This window comes from Erythrobacter sp. JB1-7 (genome assembly GCF_057365015.1).
Map to the genome: position 1 here is coordinate 1,119,004 of NZ_CP200291.1, position 24,750 is coordinate 1,143,753.

General features: G+C 57.0%; 21 protein-coding genes and 1 pseudogene. 14 read left to right on the forward strand and 8 right to left on the reverse strand.

Annotation, left to right across the window (positions count from 1 at the left end):
• Positions 1-67: 67 nt before the first annotated feature.
• Positions 68-1,540, reverse strand: a complete 1,473-nt coding sequence (glpK, locus tag AC0V6W_RS05485; protein ID WP_486147951.1) for a glycerol kinase GlpK — start codon at positions 1,538-1,540, stop codon at positions 68-70.
• A gap of 65 nt (positions 1,541-1,605) precedes the next feature.
• Here glpK and AC0V6W_RS05490 point away from each other — a divergent pair, with 65 nt between their 5' ends.
• Positions 1,606-2,484 carry an MBL fold metallo-hydrolase gene (locus AC0V6W_RS05490; RefSeq protein WP_486147953.1) on the forward strand — a complete coding sequence of 293 codons (879 nt, stop codon included), beginning with the start codon at positions 1,606-1,608 and terminating at the stop codon, positions 2,482-2,484.
• A 329-nt stretch (positions 2,485-2,813) separates the two neighbouring features.
• Here the strand turns inward: AC0V6W_RS05490 and AC0V6W_RS05495 are convergent, their stop codons facing one another.
• Positions 2,814-4,433, reverse strand: a complete 1,620-nt coding sequence (locus AC0V6W_RS05495; RefSeq protein WP_486147955.1) for a class I adenylate-forming enzyme family protein — start codon at positions 4,431-4,433, stop codon at positions 2,814-2,816.
• 104 nt (positions 4,434-4,537) lie between these two features.
• Here AC0V6W_RS05495 and nadA point away from each other — a divergent pair, with 104 nt between their 5' ends.
• Positions 4,538-5,545: a quinolinate synthase NadA gene (nadA, locus tag AC0V6W_RS05500; protein ID WP_486147957.1), complete on the forward strand. Its 1,008-nt coding sequence runs from the start codon at positions 4,538-4,540 to the stop codon at positions 5,543-5,545.
• A 4-nt stretch (positions 5,546-5,549) separates the two neighbouring features.
• Complete coding sequence (locus AC0V6W_RS05505; protein ID WP_486147960.1) at positions 5,550-6,389, forward strand: hypothetical protein; 840 nt, start codon at positions 5,550-5,552, stop codon at positions 6,387-6,389.
• Here the strand turns inward: AC0V6W_RS05505 and AC0V6W_RS05510 are convergent.
• Positions 6,386-7,108 carry a DMT family transporter gene (locus AC0V6W_RS05510; protein WP_486147962.1) on the reverse strand — a complete coding sequence of 241 codons (723 nt, stop codon included), beginning with the start codon at positions 7,106-7,108 and terminating at the stop codon, positions 6,386-6,388. The two genes, AC0V6W_RS05505 and AC0V6W_RS05510, sit on opposite strands and share 4 nt — an antisense overlap.
• A 238-nt stretch (positions 7,109-7,346) precedes the next feature.
• On the opposite strand from AC0V6W_RS05510, the gene AC0V6W_RS05515 reads away from it, so the two are divergent.
• Positions 7,347-8,459, forward strand: coding sequence for an alkene reductase (locus AC0V6W_RS05515; RefSeq protein WP_486147964.1), 1,113 nt, complete (start codon positions 7,347-7,349; stop codon positions 8,457-8,459).
• Between the two features lie 6 nt (positions 8,460-8,465).
• Here AC0V6W_RS05515 and AC0V6W_RS05520 read toward each other — a convergent pair whose 3' ends face one another.
• Together AC0V6W_RS05520 and lipB are read right to left on the reverse strand one after the other, a co-directional pair.
• Entirely contained in the window at positions 8,466-8,906 is a 441-nt protein-coding gene (locus tag AC0V6W_RS05520) for a hypothetical protein (RefSeq protein ID WP_486147966.1), read from the reverse strand.
• A pseudogene (gene lipB, locus AC0V6W_RS05525) lies at positions 8,903-9,600 on the reverse strand (lipoyl(octanoyl) transferase LipB). The gene AC0V6W_RS05520 and the pseudogene lipB overlap by 4 nt, the downstream one beginning before the upstream one ends.
• A gap of 65 nt (positions 9,601-9,665) precedes the next feature.
• Between lipB and AC0V6W_RS05530 the strand changes: the two are divergent.
• Both AC0V6W_RS05530 and AC0V6W_RS05535 read left to right on the forward strand, forming a co-directional pair.
• On the forward strand, positions 9,666-10,496 hold the full coding sequence (locus AC0V6W_RS05530; protein WP_486147968.1) for a hypothetical protein: 831 nt from the start codon (positions 9,666-9,668) through the stop codon (positions 10,494-10,496).
• Between the two features lie 85 nt (positions 10,497-10,581).
• A complete protein-coding gene (locus AC0V6W_RS05535; RefSeq protein WP_486147970.1) occupies positions 10,582-11,934 on the forward strand; it encodes an MFS transporter in 1,353 nt (450 codons plus the stop codon).
• Between the two features lie 60 nt (positions 11,935-11,994).
• Here the strand turns inward: AC0V6W_RS05535 and AC0V6W_RS05540 are convergent, their stop codons facing one another.
• Positions 11,995-12,339 carry an arsenate reductase family protein gene (locus tag AC0V6W_RS05540; RefSeq protein WP_486147972.1) on the reverse strand — a complete coding sequence of 115 codons (345 nt, stop codon included), beginning with the start codon at positions 12,337-12,339 and terminating at the stop codon, positions 11,995-11,997.
• 190 nt (positions 12,340-12,529) lie between these two features.
• Between AC0V6W_RS05540 and AC0V6W_RS05545 the strand changes: the two genes are divergently transcribed.
• Positions 12,530-14,719: a TonB-dependent receptor gene (locus tag AC0V6W_RS05545; RefSeq protein WP_486147974.1), complete on the forward strand. Its 2,190-nt coding sequence runs from the start codon at positions 12,530-12,532 to the stop codon at positions 14,717-14,719.
• On the opposite strand, the gene AC0V6W_RS05550 is transcribed toward AC0V6W_RS05545, so the two are convergent.
• Together AC0V6W_RS05550 and AC0V6W_RS05555 are read right to left on the reverse strand one after the other, a co-directional pair.
• Positions 14,716-15,282, reverse strand: a complete 567-nt coding sequence (locus AC0V6W_RS05550; protein ID WP_486147976.1) for a (2Fe-2S)-binding protein — start codon at positions 15,280-15,282, stop codon at positions 14,716-14,718. The genes AC0V6W_RS05545 and AC0V6W_RS05550 overlap by 4 nt on opposite strands.
• 48 nt (positions 15,283-15,330) lie before the next feature.
• Entirely contained in the window at positions 15,331-16,107 is a 777-nt protein-coding gene (locus tag AC0V6W_RS05555; RefSeq protein ID WP_486147978.1) for a class II aldolase/adducin family protein, read from the reverse strand.
• A gap of 157 nt (positions 16,108-16,264) precedes the next feature.
• Between AC0V6W_RS05555 and AC0V6W_RS05560 the strand changes: the two genes are divergently transcribed.
• From AC0V6W_RS05560 to AC0V6W_RS05590, 7 genes are all read left to right on the forward strand, one after another.
• Positions 16,265-17,620, forward strand: a complete 1,356-nt coding sequence (locus AC0V6W_RS05560) for an MATE family efflux transporter (protein WP_486147980.1) — start codon at positions 16,265-16,267, stop codon at positions 17,618-17,620.
• 119 nt (positions 17,621-17,739) lie between these two features.
• Positions 17,740-20,184 (forward strand): chemotaxis protein CheA, encoded by a 2,445-nt coding sequence (locus AC0V6W_RS05565; RefSeq protein ID WP_486147982.1) that lies wholly within the window; start codon positions 17,740-17,742, stop codon positions 20,182-20,184.
• A 20-nt stretch (positions 20,185-20,204) separates the two neighbouring features.
• On the forward strand, positions 20,205-20,642 hold the full coding sequence (locus AC0V6W_RS05570) for a chemotaxis protein CheW (RefSeq protein WP_486147984.1): 438 nt from the start codon (positions 20,205-20,207) through the stop codon (positions 20,640-20,642).
• 53 nt (positions 20,643-20,695) lie between these two features.
• Positions 20,696-21,061 (forward strand): response regulator, encoded by a 366-nt coding sequence (locus AC0V6W_RS05575; protein WP_486147986.1) that lies wholly within the window; start codon positions 20,696-20,698, stop codon positions 21,059-21,061.
• Positions 21,058-22,179 carry a chemotaxis-specific protein-glutamate methyltransferase CheB gene (gene cheB, locus AC0V6W_RS05580; protein WP_486147988.1) on the forward strand — a complete coding sequence of 374 codons (1,122 nt, stop codon included), beginning with the start codon at positions 21,058-21,060 and terminating at the stop codon, positions 22,177-22,179. The genes AC0V6W_RS05575 and cheB overlap by 4 nt, the downstream gene beginning before the upstream one ends.
• A gap of 19 nt (positions 22,180-22,198) precedes the next feature.
• Positions 22,199-23,014 carry a CheR family methyltransferase gene (locus tag AC0V6W_RS05585; RefSeq protein WP_486147990.1) on the forward strand — a complete coding sequence of 272 codons (816 nt, stop codon included), beginning with the start codon at positions 22,199-22,201 and terminating at the stop codon, positions 23,012-23,014.
• A 131-nt stretch (positions 23,015-23,145) separates the two neighbouring features.
• A complete protein-coding gene (locus AC0V6W_RS05590; protein ID WP_486147992.1) occupies positions 23,146-24,687 on the forward strand; it encodes a putative bifunctional diguanylate cyclase/phosphodiesterase in 1,542 nt (513 codons plus the stop codon).
• Positions 24,688-24,750: the final 63 nt, after the last annotated feature.

Consider the following 24,750-nt stretch of genomic DNA (forward strand, 5'->3'; position numbering starts at 1 on the left):
TTGGAATTTTGAACATTTTGCAAAACAGGGGGTAAGCGGTCCATGTCTCGCCCTATGCCCGCCCCTGTTAGGCAGCTGCCAAGGCCTTGTGCCAGCGCGCCAATCGCTCAGCGCGGGCATCATCGTCCATATCGGGCTCAAACTGGGCAAGCTTGCCCCGCATCGCATCCGCCGCCGCCGCAAGATCGGGATACAGCCCGCATCCCGCAGCAGCCAGCATCGCTGCGCCCAAAGCGGTCGTTTCGACAAAGTCAGGCCGTTCGACCGTTAGTCCGAGCATATTGGCAAGATCCTGCGCCATCCAGTCATTGGCAGCCATCCCGCCATCAATCCTGAGGGTAGCCCACTCAGCGCCGTCAGCAGCGAAAGCCTTTGCCAGATCATGCGTCTGATGCGCCATTGCCTCCAATGCAGCGCGCGCCAGTTCTGCCTTGCCGCTTGCAAAGCTGAGCCCGGTGATGACCCCGCGCGCATCGGCTCTCCAATGCGGTGCGCCAAGCCCTGCAAGCGCGGGAACGATCGTCACGCCGCCGCAATCGGGAATGGAGCGGGCAAGCTCTTCGGTCTGGCTCGCCACATCGACAATGCCAAGGGAATCGCGCAGCCATTGAACCAGCGATCCCGCAACGAAGACAGACCCTTCGATAGCGTATGTCCGCTTGCCCTTGATCTGGGTAAGAACCGTTGAAAGCAAGCGGTGATCGGATCGCGGCGGTGTTGTGCCCGCATTGGCAAGGACAAAGGCCCCGGTGCCGTAAGTCGCCTTGGTCTGGCCCGGTGCAAGGCAGGCCTGGCCGATAGTGGCCGCTTGCTGATCGCCGGCCATCCCCGTGATCGGTATGGCGCGGCCCAGCAGCCGGGCATTGGTCGTCGCAAGCGCGCCTGACATATCGACGACTTGCGGCAAGGCTGCATGGGGCACACCGACAAGCTCACAAAGCCCTTCGTCAAACCCGGTTCCAGCAAGCTCCATCAGCAAAGTGCGGCTGGCATTGCTTGCATCGGTGATATGCGATGCGCCGCCTGTAAGCTTGAAGACAAGCCAGCTTTCAACCGTGCCAAAGGCTAGCGTGCCTGCCTCTGCCGCCGCTTTCACCGCAGGCACATTGTCGAGCATCCAGCGCATTTTGGTGCCCGAGAAATAGGGATCAAGCAGCAGGCCGGTGCGGCTCTGGATATCCGCTTCGTGACCTGCTTCGCGCAGCTGAGCACAAAACCCTTCGGTTCGCCGATCCTGCCAGACAATCGCGCGTGTGAGCGGCTCCCCCGTAGCCTTGTCCCAAGCGACAACGGTTTCGCGCTGATTGGTGATGCCAATGGCAGCGATGCAAGCTGCCCCGCCGACTTGCGGGATCACTTCGCGCGCGCATGCCAGCGTCTTGTCCCATATCTCGGCTGCATCATGCTCAACCCAGCCTGATTGCGGGTAGTGCTGGGTCAGCTCTGCCTGTGCGCTCGCGGCCAGAACACCGTCGCTGGCAAAGACCATAGCCCGTGTCGAAGTGGTCCCTTCGTCCAAAACCAGGATGTAATCAGCCATTGTGTGTTCCCCGCGATGCAAATCTCATTCGACTTCTGCCGATATCAAATGCATACGCAAGCCCCATGAGCCGCATTCCCCCCAAGCCTTGGCCAACAGGCCTTGCAGAGCAGGTCGAGCCGCTGATTGCGCGCGTGCTTGCGCCTAACCCATCCCCGTACACGTTCACCGGCACGCAGACCTATGTTATTGGCGACCCGAATGGGCCTGATTGCGCGGTAATAGATCCGGGCCCGGATGACACTGCGCATATTGATGCAATCGAGAGCGCGGTGGCGGGACGGACGATCACCGCCATCATGTGCACCCACACACACCGCGATCATTCGCCTGCCGCTGCCCCCTTGGCTGAGCGGACGGGGGCGCCGGTCGCGGGATGTGCGCCCTTGGTGCTCGAAAGCGATCACCCCCGCGCAGATGAAGCATTCGATGCGACTTATGCGCCGACCCGCGTTCTTGAAGATGGCGAACAGATGCGCGGGACGGGATGGACGCTAACCGCAGTCGCGACGCCCGGGCACACTTCGAACCATCTGTGTTATGCGCTGGAAGAAAGCGGTTCGCTGTTCACAGGCGATCACGTAATGGGCTGGTCCACCAGCGTCGTAATCCCGCCCGATGGCGATATGGGCGATTACATGGCAAGCCTTGAAAAGCTGATGGCGCGCGAGGACCGCGTGTATCACTCAGCCCACGGCGAAGCGATCACCAAGCCCAAGCAATTGGTGCGCGGTATGATCGGTCACCGCCGACAACGGGAAAATCAGATTTTGCGGTTGTTGGGCGAGCAGGCGCGGCCCGTGAGTGGCTTTATCCCCGAGATGTATAAAGGGCTGGACGAACGCCTGATCCCCGCCGCCGAACTAAGCGTTACGGCGCATCTGATTGATCTAGAGCGAAGGTCGCTCGTTGCTGCGGATGGCGATGTTTGGCAGGTGGTGTGACTCTCACTGGGATCTGCCGAGCGTGAGCTGACCTTTATTGCGGTACAGATGCTATCAAAGGTTTGGGTTATTGGGATTGGATGCTCGACGCTGCCAGAACCCTCGAGCTATGCATACGGCATTGATCGCAATTGCCACCCAGAAAAAAGGCTCTAGCCATGAGGGCAAATCAGCATCGAATATTTCAAAGTGCAAACATAACGCGATTACGCCGCACAAAACGATAACATAGACCCAAGCATAGATTGAGTTGTGCGCGTCTTTATTCATCGGGAACGTCCTCCGCCATGTGTCAACAGTAGCAATGGCGAGAATAGTGCGCAATCAGGTCAAATCGGCTCTTTGCCCAAGTCGCCCTTCGCAAAACTCTCCGCCAGCGCGAATTTTTGTATCTTGCCTGATCCCGTCAGCGGAAATTCCTCCACCCATACCCAGTGCGCGGGCGTTTTTTGCGGGCTCAATCGCTCGCGAATAAACGCCTTAAGCTCATCATCCGATGGCCGCTCAGCCCCTTCGGCAATCCGCATAAAGCACGCGACAATCTCACCCCATTTCTCATCCGGCACACCTGCGCAAGCGACCTCGGCCAATGCGGGATGCTCGGCCAATGCGGCCTCGATTTCGGCGGGAAACAAGTTTTCGCCGCCGCGAATGATCATCTCTTTTACGCGGCCTGTAATCTTCACATAACCGCGCGCGCTTATGCTTCCCAGATCACCTGTGTGCAGCCAGCCCTCTGCATCAATGGTTTCGGCGGTGGCTTTGGGATTGTCGTTATAGCCGACCATCATATTGTAGCCGCGCATGCAAATCTCGCCCTGTTCGTCGGCTGCGCAAAGCTCGCCTGTCTGCGGGTGCTTTATCGCGACTTCCATGTGGCTACAGGGCTGGCCGATGGTCTCTGTAAGCTCCGCGCCCGTATCCGTGGGCCATGCAGCAGTGATAGCGGGCGAAGTTTCGGTTTGGCCGTAAACGATCAGGATGGGCACGCCGAAAACATCTTGCGATGCCTGATTGAGCGCCGGCTGCACCATTGCACCGCCGCTGATAATCTGTTCAACCACTTTGACATCGGTGCCTGCGGCTTTGGCGGCTTCTATCATCGCAAAGATCATGGTGGAGACTCCGCCAACAATCTCAGGCTTTTCGCGCGCAATCGCGGTGACGCAGGCGACAGGATCAAACACCGACACCAAAAGCAAACAGCCGCCATGCGCCAACACGCCCAGCACGCAGACGGCGCTGCCTGCGGTGTGGAACAAGGGGAACGGGCACATCACGGTCTTGCCCGCGCTTAAACCCCAGCGGTGAAACACGTCGTGATTGCTTTGGACAAGGCCGTGTTGATGCAGCAAAACCCCTTTGGGAAAGCCAGTGGTGCCCGATGTGTACTGGATCATCACAATGTCGCGCGGGTTGCTATCGCGCAATTCGCCATCGCCTTGCCCTGCGAAAAGTTCAGTGTGTTCTTCGATGTCGATAATATGCTGTGATGCGGCGAGACCCGCTGCAGCCTCATCAATGATTGGGCGAAGCGCTGCGCCGCGCACATGGCTTTGATAATACACCGCCTGCGATCCCGATTGGTCCAGCACATAGCGCACTTCGCGAACGGTAAAACTGGGATTGACAGTCACAATGGTCAGGCCCGCCAGCGCTGCGCCCAATTGCACCAGCACCCATTCAGGACAATTGCCCGCCATAATCGCGATGCGCGTGCCAGCGTTATGACGCGATGCCAGCGCTCTTCCGGCCCGCTCCGCATCTGCAAGCAATTGCGCGTAAGTCCATTCGCGCCCGATACTGCCATCTGCCAGCAGCTCTCGCAAAGCGAGCCCGTCGCTGGATGCGGCGGCCTGTTCGCGCAGCATCGCACCGATTGTCCGCTCCTCATACGGTGTGTCAGCCTGCGCCGGGCAATACGCCTCTTTCAAATCGAGTGTGTACATTTTTGCTTCTCCCCCTTGTGACTAACACAGATCACGGGCAAATCGCTCGCAAAATTGAACGCGCGCGCCTACATCGTGCGCAACAAAGTTAGCGGGGTATCCGAATGAGTGTTGAGAGCAAAATCCCCAGTGGGACCGATCTGCTCGCCGAGATTGATCGGCTGCGCAAAGAACGCAATGCGGTTATTCTGGCCCATTATTACCAGACACCCGACATTCAGGATATCGCCGATTTCGTGGGTGACAGTCTTGAATTGTCGCGCAAGGCGGCAGACACAGACGCGGATGTCATCGCCTTTTGCGGGGTGAAATTTATGGCAGATACCGCCAAAATCCTAAGCCCTGAGAAAACCGTGATCCTGCCCGATATGGATGCAGGTTGCAGCTTGGAAGACAGCTGCCCGCCAGAGAAATTCAAGGCTTTCCGCGAAGCCCATCCCGATCATATTGCGCTGACTTACATCAATTGTTCAACCGAAGTGAAAGCGCTGTCCGATGTGATCGTCACCAGTTCAAGCGCTGAGACAATCCTTGAGCAGATACCGCGGGACCAAAAGATCATCTTTGGTCCTGATCGCCATTTGGGCGGGTGGCTGGCGCGCAAGTTTGATCGCGAAATGTTGCTTTGGCCGGGCGTGTGCATTGTGCACGAAGCGTTTAGCGAGACAGAGCTTTTGAAACTGAAAGAGCTGCACCCCGGCGCTCCTGTAGCAGCCCATCCAGAATGCCCGCCGACGATCATTGACCACGCCGATCATGTCGGCTCGACCAGCTCGATTTTGACATTTGCCAAAAATTTTGAAGGTGACACGCTGATCGTCGCGACCGAGCCGCACATTATGCACCAGATGGAAAAGGCATTGCCGGAAAAGACCTTCATCGGTGCGCCTGGGGCAGATGGGAATTGCTCGTGTAATATCTGCCCATATATGGCGCTCAACACGATGGAAAAACTCTATGCTGCCTTGCGCGATCTCGAACCTCGGATTGAGATTGACGAAGATCTCCGGCTGAAAGCGAAAGCAAGCCTTGATCGAATGCTGGACATGGCCAGCGGGACGGTTGGCATGGGCGATCTTGGCAAGATGCCGTTTTCGGTCGACGGTGACTAAGCTGATGCACGCGAAATCGCTGATTACCGCTGCAATGGCGTTGTGCTTGAGCTTTGCAGCGCCTGCCCAATCCGAATCCCAGCAAGAGAAACCCGCCACCAGCAATTTTTCAATGGTGGGTTTCGAAATCGATTTGACCAACCCTGAAGGATACAGCGCGTCGATCGATAATGTGCTCGCCCAATGCGACCTTTACGAACTTTCAGGTGATGCCATTGCTTGCATGCAGCAAAAGGACAATGGCGGACAAGTGTGGTTGGGTCTGCGCGTTGAAAATGACGCAGCAGAAGTTATCACCGCCAACCCCGCATTTGTGGGCAAAAGCCGCTTTCCGGTTATTGTTGAAGGGCGCACATCTGATGCTGACTGGGAACCGTTTGAATATCAGTTGGCAGTCACTTTCAGCGATTTTGAAATTCCCTTGCTAGTCGAACTTGCTGACCCGCGCGAAGCTACCACTTTTTCCGAAAGCGGGCCGCAGCGCGCGGCCATGCTGGATTTGACAGCCTTTGTATTTCAGCCAGAAATCTTCGCTTCCCCCGACACATTTCTGCAAGTGCAGGCCGACAGCAAAACCGAGCCGCAACTGGCGTCCGACTTCTTTATTCCTTCAGGCCTGTTTGGCGAAAAGCCCAGCGCAAGAGCAAGCTTTGCAGGCACGATAGTGGAGGCTGAGCTGATGACGACCAAGGACGGTTCCAGCCATTGGCGCACATTGGTTGAGGTTTTGGGAGGGGCCACCATCAATGTAGTTTTCGACGATGATGCGATAGCCAAAGCGCCCGAAAAAGGCAATCTTATCGTGGGGGATTATTGGTTGAGCGCCAGAATTGTGAGCGGCTAACTGCGCCGCTCACTGCGTACTCGCGCAACGACAAGCGCAGAGCCTAGAAGTACCATACCCAACACGTCGAGCGGTGTAAGAACCTCTCCAAAAATACTCCAGCCGATGCCTGCAGCAATGACGGGCTGTGTCAGCAGAGCAAGCCCGATCACGAGCGGCGGGAAGTGTCCCAATGAATAGACCAGCAATCCCTGTCCGATCAGCTGGCTGGTAACAAACAGCACCAGCACGGGCGTCCAATCAGTTGGCCACACAGGCTCGCCCAAAACAAGAGCAAGCGCGAGCAGAACGGGGCAGGCAAAAAAGCTTACCCAGACCAAAAGGCTCCACGATCCAAAATGCTCGCGTGCAGCCTGCAAATTGACCAGATAAACTGCGTATAAAAGCCCAGCTGCCAGACAGAACAGGTCGCCTATCAGCGTGGTTTGAGAAATTGTCAGACTGCGCCCCATCAGGATTGCAGCGCCGCTGATTGCAAAAACGATCGCCAGCCATTCTGCGCCGCGTGGAAGGCTGCGGGCAATCAAGAAGCCCCAAAAAAGCAAAACAAATGATCCGCCATTGCCGAACAGGGTTGCGTTGCCCAGCCGCGTCATCCCGATCCCGATATGCCAGCTGGCCAGATCGAGAGCGAAGGCGATGGCGCCAATGGCAATAAATCCTAACGGCCGAGCCGGTATGCCGCCCAATTTTTGTCCGCTTATCTTGGCGAGCAGCATCAAGAATGGGAGCGCTAGAAACAACCGCCAAAATCCGGCGGACACGGGCCCAGTATCAGCGAGCCGCACCAGCCACGGCCCTAATGCCAATGCAGCATTTCCCACCAATAAAGCAGTCAAAAGCAACACCCCGCGCCCTTGTGATAGCTTTGATTTTGGGACGCGGGCTTTTTCCATACTTGCGCCCTAGCCACAGGCACGCCAAGTGAACAGCAGATAGATTTTGAAAGAGAACCCAATGCACGATTCCCTGTTTGAACCTTTAAAAATGGGCTCGCTGGAGGCCAAAAACCGCATCTTCATGGCCCCGCTTACACGCGGAAGAGCAGCCGATCCGATGTTTGAACCGAATGAATTGATGGCCACCTATTACCGCCAGCGTTCGAATGCCGGGATGATCCTGTCAGAGGCAACCGGTATCAGCCGCGAAGGGCTTGGCTGGCCTTCTGCACCCGGCATCTGGAGCGCGGAACAAACAGAAAGCTGGAAATTGGCAACCGACGCTGTGCACGCAGAAGGGGGGCTGTTCGTTTGCCAATTGTGGCATATGGGGCGCATCGTCCATCCCTATTTCCTTGATGGCGAACCGCCCTTTTCGGCAAGCGCGACCTGCGCCCCCGGCCATGCGCACACGCCCGAGGGGACCAAAGACTATGTGACAGCGCGCGCCATGACCCATGAGGACATCAAACGCACAATCGCTGATTATAAGCGCGCCGCAGAAAATGCGAAAATTGCAGGCTTTGACGGGGTGCAATTGCACGGCGCAAATGGCTACCTTGTGGATCAATTCCTCCGCGACAAAACCAATCTGCGCACCGATGAATATGGCGGCTCTGCCGAAAACCGCACTCGTTTTATGCGAGAAGCACTAGAAGCGATTGTTGATGTTTGGGGCGCAGACCGGGTTGGTATTCGCCTGTCACCCAATGGGGATAGCCAAGGAACCGATGACAGCGATCCAGCCAAGACATTTGGCGCTGCTGCCAAGGTTATCGAGGACATGGGCCTTGCCTTTCTTGAATTGCGCCAGCCTGGCCCAGATGGCACGTTCGGCCAGACGGACGTGCCCAAGCAAGACCCATTAATCCGCGAGATTTATTCGGGCGCTTTGATCCTAAATTCCGACTATTCGGCTGCCGAGGCTGAGGCGGATGTTTCTAGTGGGCGGTGCGATGCGGTCAGCTTTGGCAGACCCTATATCTCCAATCCCGATCTGGCTCACCGGATCAAAGTGGGTGCGGAATTTGCGCCCAATAAGGACGTGCCCAAAAGCTGGTATTTCCCGATCCCGCAGGGCTATGTCGATTATCCAACTCTAGCCGAAGAACAGGCCGCAAAGGCAGGCTAAACCCGCCTAGCGGCCATCACCCAGCGGCGGCGCAACGCTTGGCGTATCTGGTGCAACAGGCGGCGGTGTCGGCGAAGGAGCGCTGGGCGTCTGCGCCGGTGCGGCAGCGGGGACAGAATTGTCTGATGCTGGTTCATCATTGCCCGTTTGCGCAGCTGGTTGATCATCCGAAGCCGAAGCGTTTGAGCCACCGGAAGAAGACGGTGTATCTTCGCTGCCGCTCGCATCAGTTGACCGCGCGCCGTTTGGATCATCCTTGGCCGATGGGGATTGCGAGCTCAATTGTTCAAGCGGCAGCATATCATCGCTGATTGTGCCGCCAAGCACACTTCCGGTTGCTTCGTTTTCCGCCGCGGCATCCGTACCACCTTCAGGCGCGGTTTCTTCACCGCAGGCTGCGAGAAGCAAAAGCGGCACCGCAAAAGCTGTATGAAACTGTCTCATCATTCGGCCGTCTTTCGGGCATCACCCCCCAGCGCGTCAAGAAAGCTGTCAGCATGGGCGAATAAAGCGTCGTCCCAATCCTCGTTTGAGATCGGTTTGCCCAGCCGTGCCATGCTGGTGACCCCGAATTCTTCGATCCCGCACGGGACAATTCCGGAAAAATGGGAAAGGTCCGGATCAAGATTGATCGAAAATCCATGCATCGTTACCCAGCGGCGCACTCTAACACCAATCGCGCCAATCTTTGCCTCTCGCCCGTCAATGTCCTTGGTCCAAATGCCCACGCGGCCTTGCGCACGCCATGCCTCGACCCCGAAATCAGCGAGAGTGGCGATCACCCAGCCTTCGATTGCATGAACGAAACAGCGCACGTCTTTACCGCGCTGCGCCAGGTTGAGCATGAGATAGCCAACCCGCTGGCCCGGTCCATGATAGGTGTACCGCCCCCCCGCCCGGCTTTGACCACATCAAACTGCGGATTGAGAAGCTCTGCTGGATCTGCGCTGGTGCCTGCGGTGTAGATGGGCGGGTGCTCCAGCAACCACACCAGTTCTGAGGCATCGCCGGCACCGATTGCGGTGCTCCGCGCGTCCATTTCTTCCAACGCAAGCGTGTAAGGCACAAGCGCGGTTTCGCGCTGCCACTCTATCGCGCGTGCGGCGCACGGCTCGTTCTGACTGCTTGCAATACTTGCCATTGTCCCTGCGTGCAGGCATTGCAGCTGCTTATCAAGACTTGAATGTCTGTGGGGAGCACACCGCCATGAATTTCGACATGAGCGCGGCCTGGTCGCGGGGAATGGAATTGATCCGGGACAATTTTCAATTGCTGTCCATTGTAGCTGCGGTGTTTCTGCTGCTGCCATCTGTCGCGATCTATCTGATGTTCCCGGATCTGGCGATTTTGGCCGATCCCAATGCCGACCCGGAGGTGGTCAGCGAACAATTGCTTTCAATGATCGGCCCATTAATAGCCATCGGGCTTGCCGCATTTGTCGTTCAATTTGCAGGCTATGGCGCGATTATCGCGTTGATGGGCGATGACAGGCCGACAGTGGGCGAAGCGATTGTAAGGGGCTTTAAAATCGTGCCCAGCATGATCGCGGTCTTTATTCTGTTTATGCTCGCTTATCTGCTGGCCGCCATCATTGTCGCGGTGCCATTCAGCATTCTTAGTGGGGCCAGCGGGACACCGGCAATCGCAGCGCTTGCCGTGCTGCCAATCATCTTTGCTGTTGTTTACATTGCTGCGCGCATGTCGATGACCATGCCTGTGATGGTGCTTGAGAGCAATCTCAACCCGCTCACATCCGTCTGGCGCTCGGTTAAGCTCACCGGTCCCAACCAATGGATGATCCTGGTCTTTTGGGTGGTTCTGTTCATTGCCTATTTCGTCATCGCACTGCTGCTAGGCGCCGTGTTCGGTCTGTTGTCAGCCTTGGCGGGCACAGGCACCACTGCGATGCTGATCCTTGGCATTTTGAACGGAGTGATGGGGATGGCCATCGGGCTTATCATTTGCGGGATTTCTGTCGCAATGTACCGCCAGCTTGCCGGGATGAGCGATGAGGATATCACTTCGACATTTGGATAGCCGGGCAATAACGCGCACCATCAAAAACACCGATATGTGCAATGCCCGATTGAAAGCGTAAGCCCGCTGGCCTAGCGCGGCTGTTATGGCGCATTCTTCCCCTTCCCTCGATGGCGGTCCGGCCGGACCTTTTCCTTCCGGGGAGGAAGCCAAAGGCATATCCACTGCCCGTATGACGCTGCTGTTCAGCGTTATGCTCGTTACCGCTGCGGGCAACACCGCCATGCAATCGGTAATGCCATCGATTGGCACCGCGCTCGACGTCAACGATGTCTGGATCAGTCTGGCCTATAGCTGGTCCGCCTTGCTCTGGGTCGTGTGCGCCCCCATTTGGGCGCGCCGATCAGACAGGCGCGGGCGCAAAGCGATGATGGCGCTGGGGCTGGTCGGTTTTATCGTATCGATGGCCCTTTGCGGAGCGGTCTTGTGGGCTGGCTTTTCCGGCTGGTTGACCCCGCTGTGGGCGCTCATCGCCTTTGCGGCTGCGCGCAGTCTTTATGGCGGGTTCGGCAGCGCCGCTCCGCCAGCAGTGCAAGCTTACGTCGCATCGCGCACCCCGCGATCTGAGCGCACCAATGCGCTTTCTCTAATCGCCTCAAGCTTTGGCCTCGGCACTGTCATCGGGCCGGTATTGGCGCCTTTGATGGTGGTGTCTTTCCTTGGTCTGGGGCTGGTCGGGCCGTTTATGGGGTTTGCGCTTGTGGGACTGGTCGCGCTTGTCTTGCTGCGACTGCGCCTTCCCAATGACGAACCACAATTCGCAGCGCGCGGACAAGCAGCGCCCTATTCAAGCGCGTCTGAGGGCATGGAGCTTGATGAGGATGACAGCGCGCCATCGCCTACCCGGTTAAAATGGTCCGATCCGCGCCTTCGTCCCTGGGTAATGGCCGGTCTTATCGGCGGTCATGCCCATGCGATGGTGATGGGAATTGCCGGGTTTCTGGTGCTTGACCGGCTGGGCCTGCGCGGCGATCCCGAAGCGGGCGCGACCTATGTCAGCCTTGTGCTGGTGTTCGGAGCGGTCGCGACCCTGCTGGCGCAATGGGGGATTATCCCGCGCTTTAAAATGGGGCCGCGCATGGCAACCTTGTCGGGCGTGCTGGTCGCCGCTTTTGGAACGGCAGTTCTTGCCGCTTCGTGGAGCGTTTTTGGGCTGTCGCTGGGCTATGCCATTGCCTCTTTGGGCTTCGGGCTGTTCAGGCCCGGCACCACGGCGGGCACATCGCTTGCGGTCACACGGGCAGAGCAAGGGCAGGCATCGGGCGTCGTTGCCAGCGTTGCCGGTGCGAGCTTTATTTATGCACCGGCGCTGGGCGTTGCGCTCTATTCGCTGAATGATTGGCTTGGCTTTGGTCTGGTGATCGTTTTGTGCCTGATCGTTGCCATTCTGGGTTGGCGCGGATTGCAAGCTGATAGCGTGATGACTCGCGACAATTAACACGTCTGCTAACCCGCCTTCGTTCGGCAAGTACATTCGGAGCGCCGGGAAAAGCGCCTCCTATAGCAGGGCGAAAACCTTATCTTGCGGACGGCATAAATTGACGCCTTTTTCGGTTTCCACCAAGGGGCGTTCGATCAGCTTGGGTTCTGCCGCCATGACGTCAAGAACCGCATCGGCATCGGCGGTAAGCAGGCCGCGTTCTTCGGCGTCGGTGCCGCGCAGGCGCAGGCCTTCTTGCGGAGTCATTCCGGCATCGGCGAACAATTGCGCCAGTTTTTCGCGCGTGGGCGGGTGTTTGAGATATTCAATCACAGTCACCTCAACACCGGGCTGATCTTCTAAAATAGACAATGTTTTCCGTGATGTACCGCATTTGGGATTGTGCCAGATGGTTGCTTTCATAGTGCCTGATCTCCGCAAAATTGAACCGGGAGGCGAGTAGCCAGATATTGGCAAAAAAGCCACAGATCATCCTTTTCGAGAATAATTCGCAATTTCACTTGTTTTTGCAAATCGCTTGCAATAGCGGGTTTTGCGCAACAACGAAAAGCACGCTGGCACATCACACCCGCCAGCAATGAAAAGGATCATCATGTCACGTCGCCTCAGTTACGCAGTTCTTTGTCTCAGCACCGCTCTGGCCGCAGTTCCCGCCTATGCCGAGGAGGAAAATCAGGCAGCCAATCGCGAAGCAGGCGAAAATGACGGGCGCATTATCGTGACAGGCGATGTGCTCTATTCTGACCAGGTCAACGCGCTCAAAACGCCGACGCAGATCATCGACGTGCCCCAATCTCTGACAATCACCACGCAGGACGAAATCCTCAAACGCGGGTTCGACAGCATCGGCCAAATCGTCGATTACACGCCCGGCGTGAACAATTCCCAAGGCGAAGGGCACCGCGATGCCATCGTCTTTCGCGGGGTGCGGTCCACTGCCGACTTCTTCATCGATGGCGTGCGCGATGACGTGCAATATTATCGCGGGCTGTATAACCTAGAACAGGTCGAAATCCTGCGCGGTCCCAATGCCTTGCTGTTCGGGCGCGGCGGCACGGGCGGCATCCTCAACCGCGTGACCAAGAAGGGGACGCTGGGCGAAACCTTTGGCGGCGGGCAGCTTGCCGTGGACACATTCGGTGCATTCAGCGTTCAAGGCGATATCAACCTTTCGGCCAGTGACACCATCGCGCTGCGGGTGAATGCCGCTTATGAAAGCCTCGATAATCACCGCGATTTCTACGATGGCGAACGCATCGGCTTTAATCCCACTGCGCGCATTGCACTGGGCGAGGCGACAACACTGGATCTGTCCTATGAATATGCCAACCATGACCGTTTCATTGATCGCGGCATTCCCACCGGCATAGATGGCCGCCCGGTTGAAGAATTTGCCGACATCACCTTTGGCGATGAAGAATTGAACTTCACCGAATTGGAAGCGCATCTGCTGCGCGCCAATCTTGCGCATGAATTTTCAGAGAACCTCAAAGGCAATTTTTCCGCCTTTTACGGCGATTATGACAAGGTCTATTCAAACTTTTACGCATCGGGATACAACCAGCTGGCATCGCCCGATGTCGTGACCACCGATGGCTATATCGACACGACCGAGCGTCAGAACCTGATCCTGTCGGGCAATCTGGTGGGCGAATTTGAAACCGGCGCCATCAATCATACGCTGATCGTGGGCGGGGAATATATCAACACATCATCCGATCAGAACCGGATCAATCCGATCTGGGACCAGACCAATGATGATAACGAGGTGTTTACAATCGAACGCCCGCTCAATTTCAGAAATGGTATTGGCATCAACGCTTTGGGCAACCCAACCAGCGTCACGTTTGATCCCGCCGTCAGCCTGAATGATGACACACGCGTCGATATTGATGTGATCTCGCTTTATGTGCAGGACGAGATCAAATTGACTGATTGGCTGCGGGTCGTTGTGGGCGGACGCTTTGACAGTTTCGATATCACCGTCAACGACGTTCCCGGTGCAGAAATCCGCACCCGCCGCGATCAGGAATTCACCCCGCGCGGCGGCATCATCCTGAAGCCGCAAGAGAATATCTCGATCTATGCGAGTTATTCGGAAAGCTTCCTGCCGCGTTCGGGCGAACAGTTTGCCAATATCAATGGCGATAATGATGCGCTTGCGCCCGATACATTCACCAATCTGGAAGCGGGCATCAAATGGGATTTCGATCAGGGTTTCAGCCTGACCGCCGCCGTGTTTGATATCGAACAATCCTCGCCCCAGCCCAATGATGACAATCCCGAAACGCTTGATGTGATCGACAGCAACATTCAGGGTTTCGAAGTGCAATTGCAGGGCGAGATCACCGATGGCTGGTTCGTATCTGCAGGCTACAGCTTCCTTGATGGGGTGCAGGTGGATGCGCTGGGCAATGATGGTCTTCGCCCGCGCGAATTGCCTGAAAACATGTTCTCTATCTGGAACAATGTGCAGGTGACAGACAGGTTCGGCATTGGCCTTGGCCTGACGCACCAGTCGGAAAGCTTCATCACCAATGGCAATGTGACATACAGCGACGGCGATCTCGTCGACCCTACGGTCATCACTACCCGCGCGGTCCTGCCTGCCTATACGCGGATCGATGCCGCCGCCTATTACGACGTGAGCGACCGTTTCCGGCTGCAAGTGAATGTCGAAAACGTGACCGACACGCTCTACTTCCCCAATTCGCATTCCACCCATCAGGCGAGCGTTGGCGCTCCGCTGAATGCGCGCTTTGCGATTACCGGGCGGTTCTAATCGGAGGTTTGCGGTGAAGACGGTGCCGGTGCGTTGATCGCCGGCACCTCTTCGGCCGCATCAGCGGCGCTTGTTCCCGGCGCAGGGGGCGCATTGATTGCGTCAACCTCGCGCAGCACTCGTCCCGCTTTTTGCACCGCATCAACCAGCCGGGGATAGACCCCGCAGCGGCACATATTGGGGATCGCATCCACCACATCATCGCGGCTGGGCGCTGCATTGCGCTGAAGCAGCGCCGCCGCTGACATCACAATGCCCGGCGTGCAATATCCGCACTGGATCGCCTGCGCTTCGACCAGCGCCTGCTGCACCGGGTGCGAACGGTCCCGCGACAACCCTTCGATAGTGGTGACATAGCGCCCCTCGGCCTCTGCCAGAGTAATCCGGCATGATCGCAGCGCCGCACCATCGACCATCACCATGCACACCCCGCACGAACAATCGCCCCCACCGGCGCTTTTGGTGCCGGTCAGATTGAGCGCTTCGCGAAGCGCGTAAAGCAGCGGCATATCAGGATCAAGATCAAACTCGACCGGGCGATCATTAACCGTCAGTCGCGGCATGGCTGATTTCTATCGTAAGTGTCTGGCGCAGATTACTGGAGCAGACGCTTACGAACGCCAGCTGTCATCGATGCGGCTGACTTTGCGTTTCCACGCTTCGAAATCGAACACACCCGCACCGCCTTGCGCCTGCATCACGTGCAAATCGCGCTGATGCACATCAACGACATCCTGCGGCACGATATTGGCTTCGCCCTGGCTGAGAGTCGCGACCTGAATTTCGCAAGCCCGCTGCAAGGCCCACATTTTGACGAACATGCCCTGAATGCCTTTGTCCATCACAACAGGGCCGTGATTGCGCAGCATCAAAATGGTGTGGTTCCCAAGGTTCTTTACCAGCCGCTCGCCTTCTTCTTCGCGCACGGTCACGCCTTCGAAATCGTGATAGCCGATCTGATCCTGAAAATTGCAGGCGTAAAAATTGGTGGGCATCAACCCGTTTTTGTGGCTGCAAACGGCCATGGTTGCGGTGGTGTGGACATGGCAAATGGCATTCGCCCGCTCGCCCAGATGTTTGTGGAAATAGGCGTGCTGGGTAAAGCCGGCCTTGTTCACCATGTAAGGCGACCCGCCAACATTGTTGCCTTCGACGTCGATTTTCACCAGATTGCTGGCGGTCACTTCGTCATAAAGCAGGCCAAACGGGTTGATAAGGAACGTGTCGTCTTCGCCCGGCACTTTCAAAGAGATGTGGTTGTAGATCGATTCCGACCACCCAAGATGATCGAAAATGCGGTAACAAGCCGCCAGATCAAGGCGCGCCTGCCATTCCTCTTTGCTTACCTGCCCTTCGAGGCTGTCTGATTGTTTGAGCTGTGTTGCCATGGCGGGCTTCCTTCACGAATTTTTTGTTTTGAATATTGCACGCAGTATCGCAGCCTTCCCCACCTGCTGCAAGCATTCGTGATGAGAGGTGTTTTCAGGCGCCGGTATGATTGCTTTTGCCAAGCTGGCCGCAGCCGTATAGCGCAGGGAACAATCCATGGCCACTTCCTCCACCCCAACAGCCAAGCTAACTCAAGGGAGCATTCCCTCCCATCTCGTTGGGCAGACCCTGCCCGCGATCATCGGCGTCGCGGCGATCATGTCGATCGGGTTGGTGGATGCCTATTTTATCGGCCAGTTGGGCAGCGAGGCCTTGGCTGCGATTTCGTTTATCTTCCCTATTTCTGTGGCGCTGTCTTCGCTGGGCGTGGGCGTGATGGTGGGGATCAATTCGGTCGTTGCGCGCGCTCTTGGCGAAGGGGACGAGGACCGGGCAGCGCGGCGCGCCAATCTCGGATTGCTGTTTGCCGCAAGCGTGGGGCTGGCGATGGGCGCGCTGCTATTTGCGCTGTCTGAGCCGCTGTTCCGTTTGATGAATGCGCCCGATGATCTGATGCCGCTGATCCAGACCTATATGCGCCCATTCGCGCTGGGGTTCCCGCTGATCCTGGCGATCATGGGCTTTAACGGCGTTCTGCGCGGTCAGGGCGAAGCGCGCAAGACGAGCTACGTCAGCCTGACTTATGCGGCGGCCAACTGGGTTCTGGATCCCATCCTCATCACTGGCGCGTTTGGGTTTGAGGGATTTGGCATTGCCGGCGCGGCTTATGCGACGATTATCGGCTGGGGCGTGGGCGCTGTTATGGCGTTTGTGCTGGTCAAGAAAACGGACATCCCGATTGACCTGTCGCTTATCCAGAAAAGCAATCTTGGCGATTCGGCATCCGCCATTGCCAAGGTTGCAGGCCCTGCCGCGTTTTCCAATGCGATCAATCCGATCGGCCTTGCCATTCTCACCGCGCTTATCGCCAGCGCAGGACAAGACGCGGTGGCAGGATTTGGCGCGGCGGGCCGATTGCAGAGCTTTGCCACGGTTCCGCTGCTCGCTTTGTCGGGCGCGATTGGGTCGATTGTGGGGCAGAACTGGGGCGCGGACCAATACGACCGGGCACGCAAGGCGGCGCTGTATGCGGGATTGTTCTGCATCGTATGGGGCCTTGGCACAGCCGCGGTGCTGGTATCAGCGGGGGAGACATTTGCGCTGCTGTTCACCGACAAGCCCGCCGTGATCAAGGAGTTTGCGCTCTATCTGGAGATTGCCGCCTGGGGCTATGCGGGATTTGGCATCCTTATCGTGGCGAACGGCATTTTGAACGCAATCGATAAAGCCGCGTTCGCCCTTGCCCAATCCGCGATGCGGGTGTTCCTCGTGATGCTGCCGATTGCCTGGCTGCTGCAACCCAGCTGGGGCAGCGCAGCGATTTATTCGGCTGAACTGGCGGCCAATTGCCTTGGCGCGTTAACCGGCTCTGCGTTTGTGTGGTGGGTGCTGCTTCGGCGCAAATCTGCCTGATTTCGCCGCCCGGCCCCTCCTCCCGGAACTATGCCGAGGGCCTGTGATAGCGTTTCGTTAACCATCAGCAGGCATATGCAGGGGCGTAAATTGTAGCGTCGAACGGGGGCCTGTGCGCCATGGATGACCTGCTGGCGGACTTCGTCGCAGAAACACGCGAAATGCTGGAGGCAAGCGAGGGCGAGATTATCGCCTGGGAAGCCAATCCAGCCGACCGCGCGCGTCTCGACACCATTTTCCGGTTTGTCCATACGGTCAAAGGCAATTGCGGGTTTTTCGATTTTCCCCGCCTCGCCGCTCTCAGCCACGCTGCCGAAGATGCGCTTGCCGATTGCCGCGCAGACCGCCGGACAGCCGACACCGCTTTGGTATCCGCCGTGCTCGCGATCATCGACCGCATCGTGCAAATGGTCGATGCAATCGAAGCGGGCGAGGAATTTGCCGATGGCGGCGATGACGCGCTGATTGCCGCCTTGGAAAATGGCGGACACCCCGCCGTACACCCATCACAAGCGGCCGATCAGCCCAAGTCTGCACATGAACCGGCCAGCGCCCTTTTGGAAAACGACGCGCATCCCGGCGCAGACACTGACGGCCGCGAAACTGCGACGGCCAAACCACCCCAAGTCCAGCGCTCCATCCGGCTGCCCGTTGATCTGCTCGACCGGGTGATGAGCGGTGTGTCGGACATGGTGCTGGCGCGCAATGATCTGGCGCACCGTTTGCGCCAGGCAGGCACGCAGCCCACGATTGATGGACCGTTCGAACGCCTCACCACGATCCTGTCAGATGTTCGCGATGCGATCACCCGCATGCGGATGCAGCGGATTGAAACTCTGTTCGCAGCCTTGCCGCGTTTGGTGCGCGATTTATCGGGCGAACTTGGCAAACAGGTGATGATCGATCTGGAAGGCGGCGATGTCGAGCTTGACCGCGAAATGATCGAAACCATCCGCGATCCGCTGACGCACATTATTCGCAATGCCATCGATCATGGTCTGGAAAGCCCAGCGGACAGATTAGCCAAAGGCAAACGCGAGATCGGCCTTTTGTCCATTTCCGCGCATCAATCGGGCAATACAATTTCCATAGTCGTCAGCGATGACGGGCGCGGATTGGCAGAAGAAGCCATCGCCGATAAGGCTTTGGCAACGGATCTGATTGATGCCCGCCAACGCGAAACAATGCCGCGTGACAAAATTCTGCAACTGATATTCGAACCCGGCTTTTCAACGGCTCAGGCCGTCAGCTCGGTATCCGGGCGCGGCGTCGGCATGGATGTGGTGCGCGACAATCTGGAAAAGGTCGGCGGCAGCATCAAAGTGTCGAGCACTCCCGATGTTGGCACGCTGTTCACTTTGCAGGTTCCCCTCACTCTCAGCATTATCGCCGGGCTAACCGTTCAGGTCAGCGACCAGCGTTTTGCAATCCCGCAAAGCTATATCGAAGAGATCATTCACGCATCCTCAAAAGCGCTCGATTTCACCCGGCTGGGACAAACGGCCATGGTGACATTTCGCGGTCAGCGCGTGCCCTGTTTGATGCTGAGCGATGTGCTTGATCTGCCTGCAAGCGAGAAATCGCTGGGCGAATACACCATGGTGATGCTGCGGCTTGCCAGCGGGGATCAATTTGCGCTCGCAGTGGATGGCATTGCGCATCACGGCGATCTGGTGATTAAGCCGCTATCGCCTGCGATTATGAAATGCGGGCTGTATGCAGGTACAACCCTGTCGGATGATGGCCAGCCGATCCTGCTGCTGGATATGACCAATGTGGCAGCGCGCTATGATCTGGTTTCGGACGCCCGAACACGTGTTCGCAACACTGAAACAGACGAACAAAAAGATGCGGACACCGCGATCAATCGCGTGATGCTGTTTACCGATTGGCGCGGCCGCCGATGCGCGGTTCGATTGGAGCTGGTCCAGCGCATCGAAACTGCGCCAATACATGCAATCGATCAGTCTGGCGAAACGCCGCGTGCGGTCATTGATGGACTGATATTGCCGCTTATTGGCCTCCCTGATCCTATGCCAGCCCTTGAGAAATTGCGGCTGTTGCGGCTGAGCGATGGCGGATGCGAATTGCTTTATGCAGTGCGCGAAATTGACGATGCCCATGAAATGACGGGCGCGCTTACCCCCGTCCGCGAGGATCCCCTTACAGAAGCCATCACGCTTATCGATGACACCGCCGTATCGCTGATCGATGGCCACGAATTGTTCGCGCAATTTGGCCGGCCGCCCGATCATGCGGGCAAACCAACCTGCCGGCTGCCCGATGGCGAATGGGCGCGAACGATCCTTGGCCCCCTGATACAATCGGCCGGATATGAAGTGTCATCGCAAGACGGCTCGGATGTCACTATTGTTTTTGAAGATGATCCAGAATTCGAGGATGCTGGCGAGATCGCAGCAGATGGCGCGATCATTCGGCTGCGCAGCCAACCGCAACCGGTGGCCGCACAAACTGGCCCGGATAATCAGGACAGGACCATCTATCGCTATGACCGCGAAGGGGTTCTCAACGCTTTGAAACAGGTGAGAGGCGGCGCGAGGTAATCATGAAAGACTTGCTCGTAATGGCTCAGATCGCCGGGCGCCGATGCGCTTTGAATGCGCATGATGTGCAATCGGTGATTGAATTGGGCGATGTCACACCTGTTCCAGGCACCCCGCCATATATTGCCGGGATCACAGCTTTGCGCAGCCAGTCGCTCACCGTGATTGACAGCCGCGTGGCATTGGGTTTCGACCCGGCGCAGTGGACCCTCGATCACCGCGCGATTGTGGTCGCAGTAGACGGGTATTCTTATGCCCTTTGTGTCGATGGCATCGAGGATATCACCACTCAAGTCACCAGCGCCGAGCAAGTGCCGGGCGGTTTCGGCAAAGCATGGACGCAAGCGGCATCTGGAATGATCGAAACGATGGGTGGTCCTGCTTTGCTAATCAATCTGCCCAATTTGATTGAGCCCAGACTGATCGAGCCCACAGAAGACATCGGAGCTGCAGCTTAATTGATTGGTTACGGGTGTTTCGTATTGTTTCACGAAACATAACAGAGGTCTTCATGAAAACGTGCCTGATAGTAGATGATTCGCGGGTGATCCGAAAGGTTTCGAGGCATATTCTCGAAACCTTGGGTTTCAACGTAGACGAAGCCGAAAACGGCCAGCTCGGGCTTGACGCTTGTGACAAGCAGATGCCCGATGTGGTGCTGCTTGATTGGAATATGCCTGTTATGACCGGCATCGAATTCATCATCCAGCTGCGCCAACGTCCGGGCGGTGACAAACCAAAAGTTGTCTTTTGCACCACTGAAAACGATGTTGCCCACATCCGCGAAGCTATTTCTGCAGGCGCGGACGAATACGTGATGAAGCCGTTTGATCACGAAACGCTTCAGATCAAATTGCAGCTTGTTGGCTTTTCATGAACGCCCCGATTGCTTCTCTTCGCAAGGAGAGCTCCGACCAGTTTGACGATCATATCAGAGTGATGATCGTCGACGATTCCCTGACGGTTCGCACGATCTTCAAACGCATGTGTGAAAGCGCGCAGGGCCTTCACGTGGCTGCCACGGCAAGCAACGCAGAACGAGCGATTGCACAATTGCGCAATGGCGATGAGATTGGCCGGATTGATGTTGTGCTGCTCGATCTGGAAATGCCCGGAATGGGCGGGCTCGAAGCCTTGCCAATGATCCTGGACGCCGCTTCATCAGTGCAGGTTCTGGTGGTCTCCTCGCTTACTGAAGATGGAGCAGAGGCCACTCTCAAGGCCCTGTCCATGGGCGCAGCAGATACCATGCTCAAGCCTCGGCCTGGCGGGTTCAATGATGAATACCGCTCGCAGTTGCTGGCAAAAATTGCGGCCCTGGGCGGCAAGGATGATGGGTTCGACAGCTCGTCTGGCAGCCAGCGAAACGGTTCAGGCCCATTATCGCAATCGCTGCAGTCGTCCACGTTTCGGCCAGAAGTAGTTGCCATTGGCGCGTCGACAGGCGGCATCCATGCGCTCAATATCATGCTGAAGTCATTGACCCCGGATTTCACTATACCGATTGTTATTACACAGCATTTGCCGGCAAGTTTTATTCCCGTTTTCGCTCGGCAAATTGAACTCGCCTGCGATCGCCGCACTGTGATTGGCGAAGCTGGAACACCGATCAAATCGGGTGAAATTGTCGTCGCGCCAGGCCATGGCCACATGAATATCCGCCGCGAATACGGCCAGCTTGTGTGCGGTGTCTCTTCCGATCCTGTGCGCAGCGGCTGCATGCCCTCTGTCGATCCCATGCTCTCCAGCCTTTCCAAGGCATGCGACGGCAATGTGCTTGGCATCATCCTGTCCGGCATGGGCCGCGACGGGGCCGAAGGTGCGAGCGAACTGGTTGACAATGGCGGCATGGTGTTTGCTCAGGACGCAGACAGCAGCGCTGTTTGGGGAATGCCGGGAGCGGTCGCAAAAGCGGGTCTAACCAGCCTTGTGGCGCAGCCGGAAAAACTCGCCGAAGCCATGATCGCGCAGGCAAATCGCAGCGGCAATCGCTGATCGGACGCATGCGCGGATAATGGACGGAAGCAACGCCTCGCACCAGATTATTGCCGATCTTCTGGCGAGCGAAACCGGCCAGCACCTGACCGAAAGCCGCCGCTGGCGCGTGAGCTCCGCCTTATCAGGCGTGTTTCGCGAACATGGGATCAGCAATGTCGATCAATTGGTGTGTTTGCTCGATGACAAGCACAATGCCGCCTTGTCCAAACAAGTGGTCGAAGCGCTTTTGAACAATGAAACCTATTTCTTCCGAGACAAGCCAACATTTGACCAATTGCCCCAAAGTGTCCTCCCGGCGCTGGCGCAAAACCGGCAAGACACAAAAAGGCTTTCGATCTGGTGCGCGGGGTGCTCGACCGGACAGGAGGCCTATTCGCTCGCGATGGCGATCGCTGACAAATCAGAACTGTGGGATGGCTGGGCGATAGATATTCTGGGCACCGATGTGTCGCACCGCGCAATCTCAACCGCGCGCAAAGGTCTTTATAGCCAGTTCGAAATTCAACGCGGCCTGAGCGTGACAGAGATGCTTCGTCATTTTGAGGAAACACCAGAGGGTTGGCAGATAAATCAAAATGCGCGCTCGCTTACCGATTTTCGCGTCCATAACATTCTGACAGAACCGCCCGGCTGGCAGAAATTTGACCTTATCTTATGCCGCAATGTCATGCTCTATTTTGACCGCGACATGCGCTCGCGAGTGTTCGAACGGTTGCATTCCGCTTTGGCCTTGGACGGGTTTTTGATGCTGGGCGCGGGCGAAACCGTAGTCGGTCAAACCCGCGCATTTGACCCGGTTGAACAAAAGGCCAGCCTTTACAAGCCGCATTGAAGTGTCTGCGACTTCCTGGTGCGCCGCCCGCATTCACACATTCTTAGCCACTCCTCTTTATTAATTAATACAGATTAACTGGCCTTGTGCGGTCGGTGTTGCGCACCTTTGGGACCGATAAAGGAAAAGTGGTGGCCACAAAAAGCAAACCCTTGCGCCTCACGCCAACAGGATTGGTGGTGATGCCGTTTGCCGTGCTCACTTTTGTCTTCGCGCTCATCGCTCTTGTTGTGATTGCGAGCGATCAGATCGTTGTGATGTCCACATCTGCATTGCTGATTGCTGGCACGCTGCTTTACGCTTCCACCATCCTGCTGCTGGCTCGCAATGGTTTTGCGGGCGTGCGCGAACTCGAAGCGCTGGGTTCAACCGATGCGCTCAGCGCCCTGCCCAATCGCCGCGAACTCCATGCGTTTGTTGAGCAATGCTCGAAAGCAGACGAGGAAGTTGCGATTGCGATTGTCGATCTGGATGGCTTCAAACAAATCAACGACCATTATGGGCACGCCATTGGCGATGCGCTGATTCAGCAATGCGCCGGCCTGCTCAAAACCGTCATGGGCTCTGATGCGCGCTGTTACCGGCTGGGCGGGGACGAATTTGCAGTGGTCTTTTCCGGCAAGGTTGCTGGCACTATCCTTGAAGGACTATGCCGGACTTTCCTCGAGCGGCTGCACACTCCCTTCGAGGTGCGCGATCGCCGGATCACGGTTGGAGCAAGTATCGGGCTTGCGCGATCATCGCGTGAGCGCCTTGTCGCTTCGTCAGAAATGTTGCGGCGCGCTGATATCGCGATGGAAATGTCAAAACGCGGCGGAAAAATGCGCTGCACCTGGTTCAACGAAACCTTTGATCAAAGACGCGAAGCTGTTCGCGAGATCGAAGATGATCTGCGCGAAGGTTTGGCCGACGAGGAATTCGCGCTGGCTTACCAGCCGCTGGTGGACGCCGATACCAAAGACATCGTCGCTGTCGAAGCGCTGCTGCGCTGGAACCGCAAGGATGGCCGCCAGATCGGTCCCAATGTCTTTATCCCGGTCGCCGAGGAATCGGGTATCATCAACCCCATCGGGCTTTGGGTCTTGCGCAAGGCCATGGTGGATGCACTCAATTGGGGCGACATAACTTTATCGGTCAATATTTCCGCCGCGCAGCTTCGCAACCCGGAATTTCCTGTAAAGCTGGGCGAAATACTCGAAGAAACCGGCTTTGAACCCACGCAATTAGAGCTTGAGATCACCGAAACATGCCTGGTGCTTGACCCGGTCGTCGCGGAACGCAGCCTTGATGTCATTCGCGGATTTGGCGTGAAAATCAGCCTTGATGATTTCGGGACTGGTTACGCCTCGATCGGCTTCCTGCGCCAGTTTCGGTTTGAAAAACTCAAACTTGATCGCAGCCTTGTCGTCCAAGCGGGCGAAGACGATGGCAGCCGCGCCATGATGCTATCCAGCATTGCGGTTGCAAGAGCGCTTAAAATGGCCGTCACTGCCGAAGGCGTGGAAACCGCTGAACAAGCAGATATGGTTCGTCTGGCTGGATGCGATCAAATGCAGGGCTGGCTTTATTTCAAGGCAATGCCCGCCCGGGAGATTGACGTGTTGATCGAGGCCCAGAATGAAGCCAGCGGTGCCGTCGTCACAATGCTACCAGGAAAAGCGGCAGCAGGTTGAACGGGCTCTACGCGGCGCAATTTCCAATCAAGCCCAAGCGTGCATTTGCGCGTTAACCTGCGC

What these genes read in the sequence shown, in the direction of transcription:
- glpK (WP_486147951.1), bottom strand. Translation starts at nt 1,540, where the DNA reads ATGGCTGATTACATCCTGGTTTTGGACGAAGGGACCACTTCGACACGG.
- AC0V6W_RS05490 (WP_486147953.1), top strand. Translation starts at nt 1,606, where the DNA reads ATGAGCCGCATTCCCCCCAAGCCTTGGCCAACAGGCCTTGCAGAGCAG.
- AC0V6W_RS05495 (WP_486147955.1), bottom strand. Translation starts at nt 4,433, where the DNA reads ATGTACACACTCGATTTGAAAGAGGCGTATTGCCCGGCGCAGGCTGAC.
- nadA (WP_486147957.1), top strand. Translation starts at nt 4,538, where the DNA reads ATGAGTGTTGAGAGCAAAATCCCCAGTGGGACCGATCTGCTCGCCGAG.
- AC0V6W_RS05505 (WP_486147960.1), top strand. Translation starts at nt 5,550, where the DNA reads ATGCACGCGAAATCGCTGATTACCGCTGCAATGGCGTTGTGCTTGAGC.
- AC0V6W_RS05510 (WP_486147962.1), bottom strand. Translation starts at nt 7,108, where the DNA reads ATGCTGCTCGCCAAGATAAGCGGACAAAAATTGGGCGGCATACCGGCT.
- AC0V6W_RS05515 (WP_486147964.1), top strand. Translation starts at nt 7,347, where the DNA reads ATGCACGATTCCCTGTTTGAACCTTTAAAAATGGGCTCGCTGGAGGCC.
- AC0V6W_RS05520 (WP_486147966.1), bottom strand. Translation starts at nt 8,906, where the DNA reads ATGATGAGACAGTTTCATACAGCTTTTGCGGTGCCGCTTTTGCTTCTC.
- AC0V6W_RS05530 (WP_486147968.1), top strand. Translation starts at nt 9,666, where the DNA reads ATGAATTTCGACATGAGCGCGGCCTGGTCGCGGGGAATGGAATTGATC.
- AC0V6W_RS05535 (WP_486147970.1), top strand. Translation starts at nt 10,582, where the DNA reads ATGGCGCATTCTTCCCCTTCCCTCGATGGCGGTCCGGCCGGACCTTTT.
- AC0V6W_RS05540 (WP_486147972.1), bottom strand. Translation starts at nt 12,339, where the DNA reads ATGAAAGCAACCATCTGGCACAATCCCAAATGCGGTACATCACGGAAA.
- AC0V6W_RS05545 (WP_486147974.1), top strand. Translation starts at nt 12,530, where the DNA reads ATGTCACGTCGCCTCAGTTACGCAGTTCTTTGTCTCAGCACCGCTCTG.
- AC0V6W_RS05550 (WP_486147976.1), bottom strand. Translation starts at nt 15,282, where the DNA reads ATGCCGCGACTGACGGTTAATGATCGCCCGGTCGAGTTTGATCTTGAT.
- AC0V6W_RS05555 (WP_486147978.1), bottom strand. Translation starts at nt 16,107, where the DNA reads ATGGCAACACAGCTCAAACAATCAGACAGCCTCGAAGGGCAGGTAAGC.
- AC0V6W_RS05560 (WP_486147980.1), top strand. Translation starts at nt 16,265, where the DNA reads ATGGCCACTTCCTCCACCCCAACAGCCAAGCTAACTCAAGGGAGCATT.
- AC0V6W_RS05565 (WP_486147982.1), top strand. Translation starts at nt 17,740, where the DNA reads ATGGATGACCTGCTGGCGGACTTCGTCGCAGAAACACGCGAAATGCTG.
- AC0V6W_RS05570 (WP_486147984.1), top strand. Translation starts at nt 20,205, where the DNA reads ATGGCTCAGATCGCCGGGCGCCGATGCGCTTTGAATGCGCATGATGTG.
- AC0V6W_RS05575 (WP_486147986.1), top strand. Translation starts at nt 20,696, where the DNA reads ATGAAAACGTGCCTGATAGTAGATGATTCGCGGGTGATCCGAAAGGTT.
- cheB (WP_486147988.1), top strand. Translation starts at nt 21,058, where the DNA reads ATGAACGCCCCGATTGCTTCTCTTCGCAAGGAGAGCTCCGACCAGTTT.
- AC0V6W_RS05585 (WP_486147990.1), top strand. Translation starts at nt 22,199, where the DNA reads ATGGACGGAAGCAACGCCTCGCACCAGATTATTGCCGATCTTCTGGCG.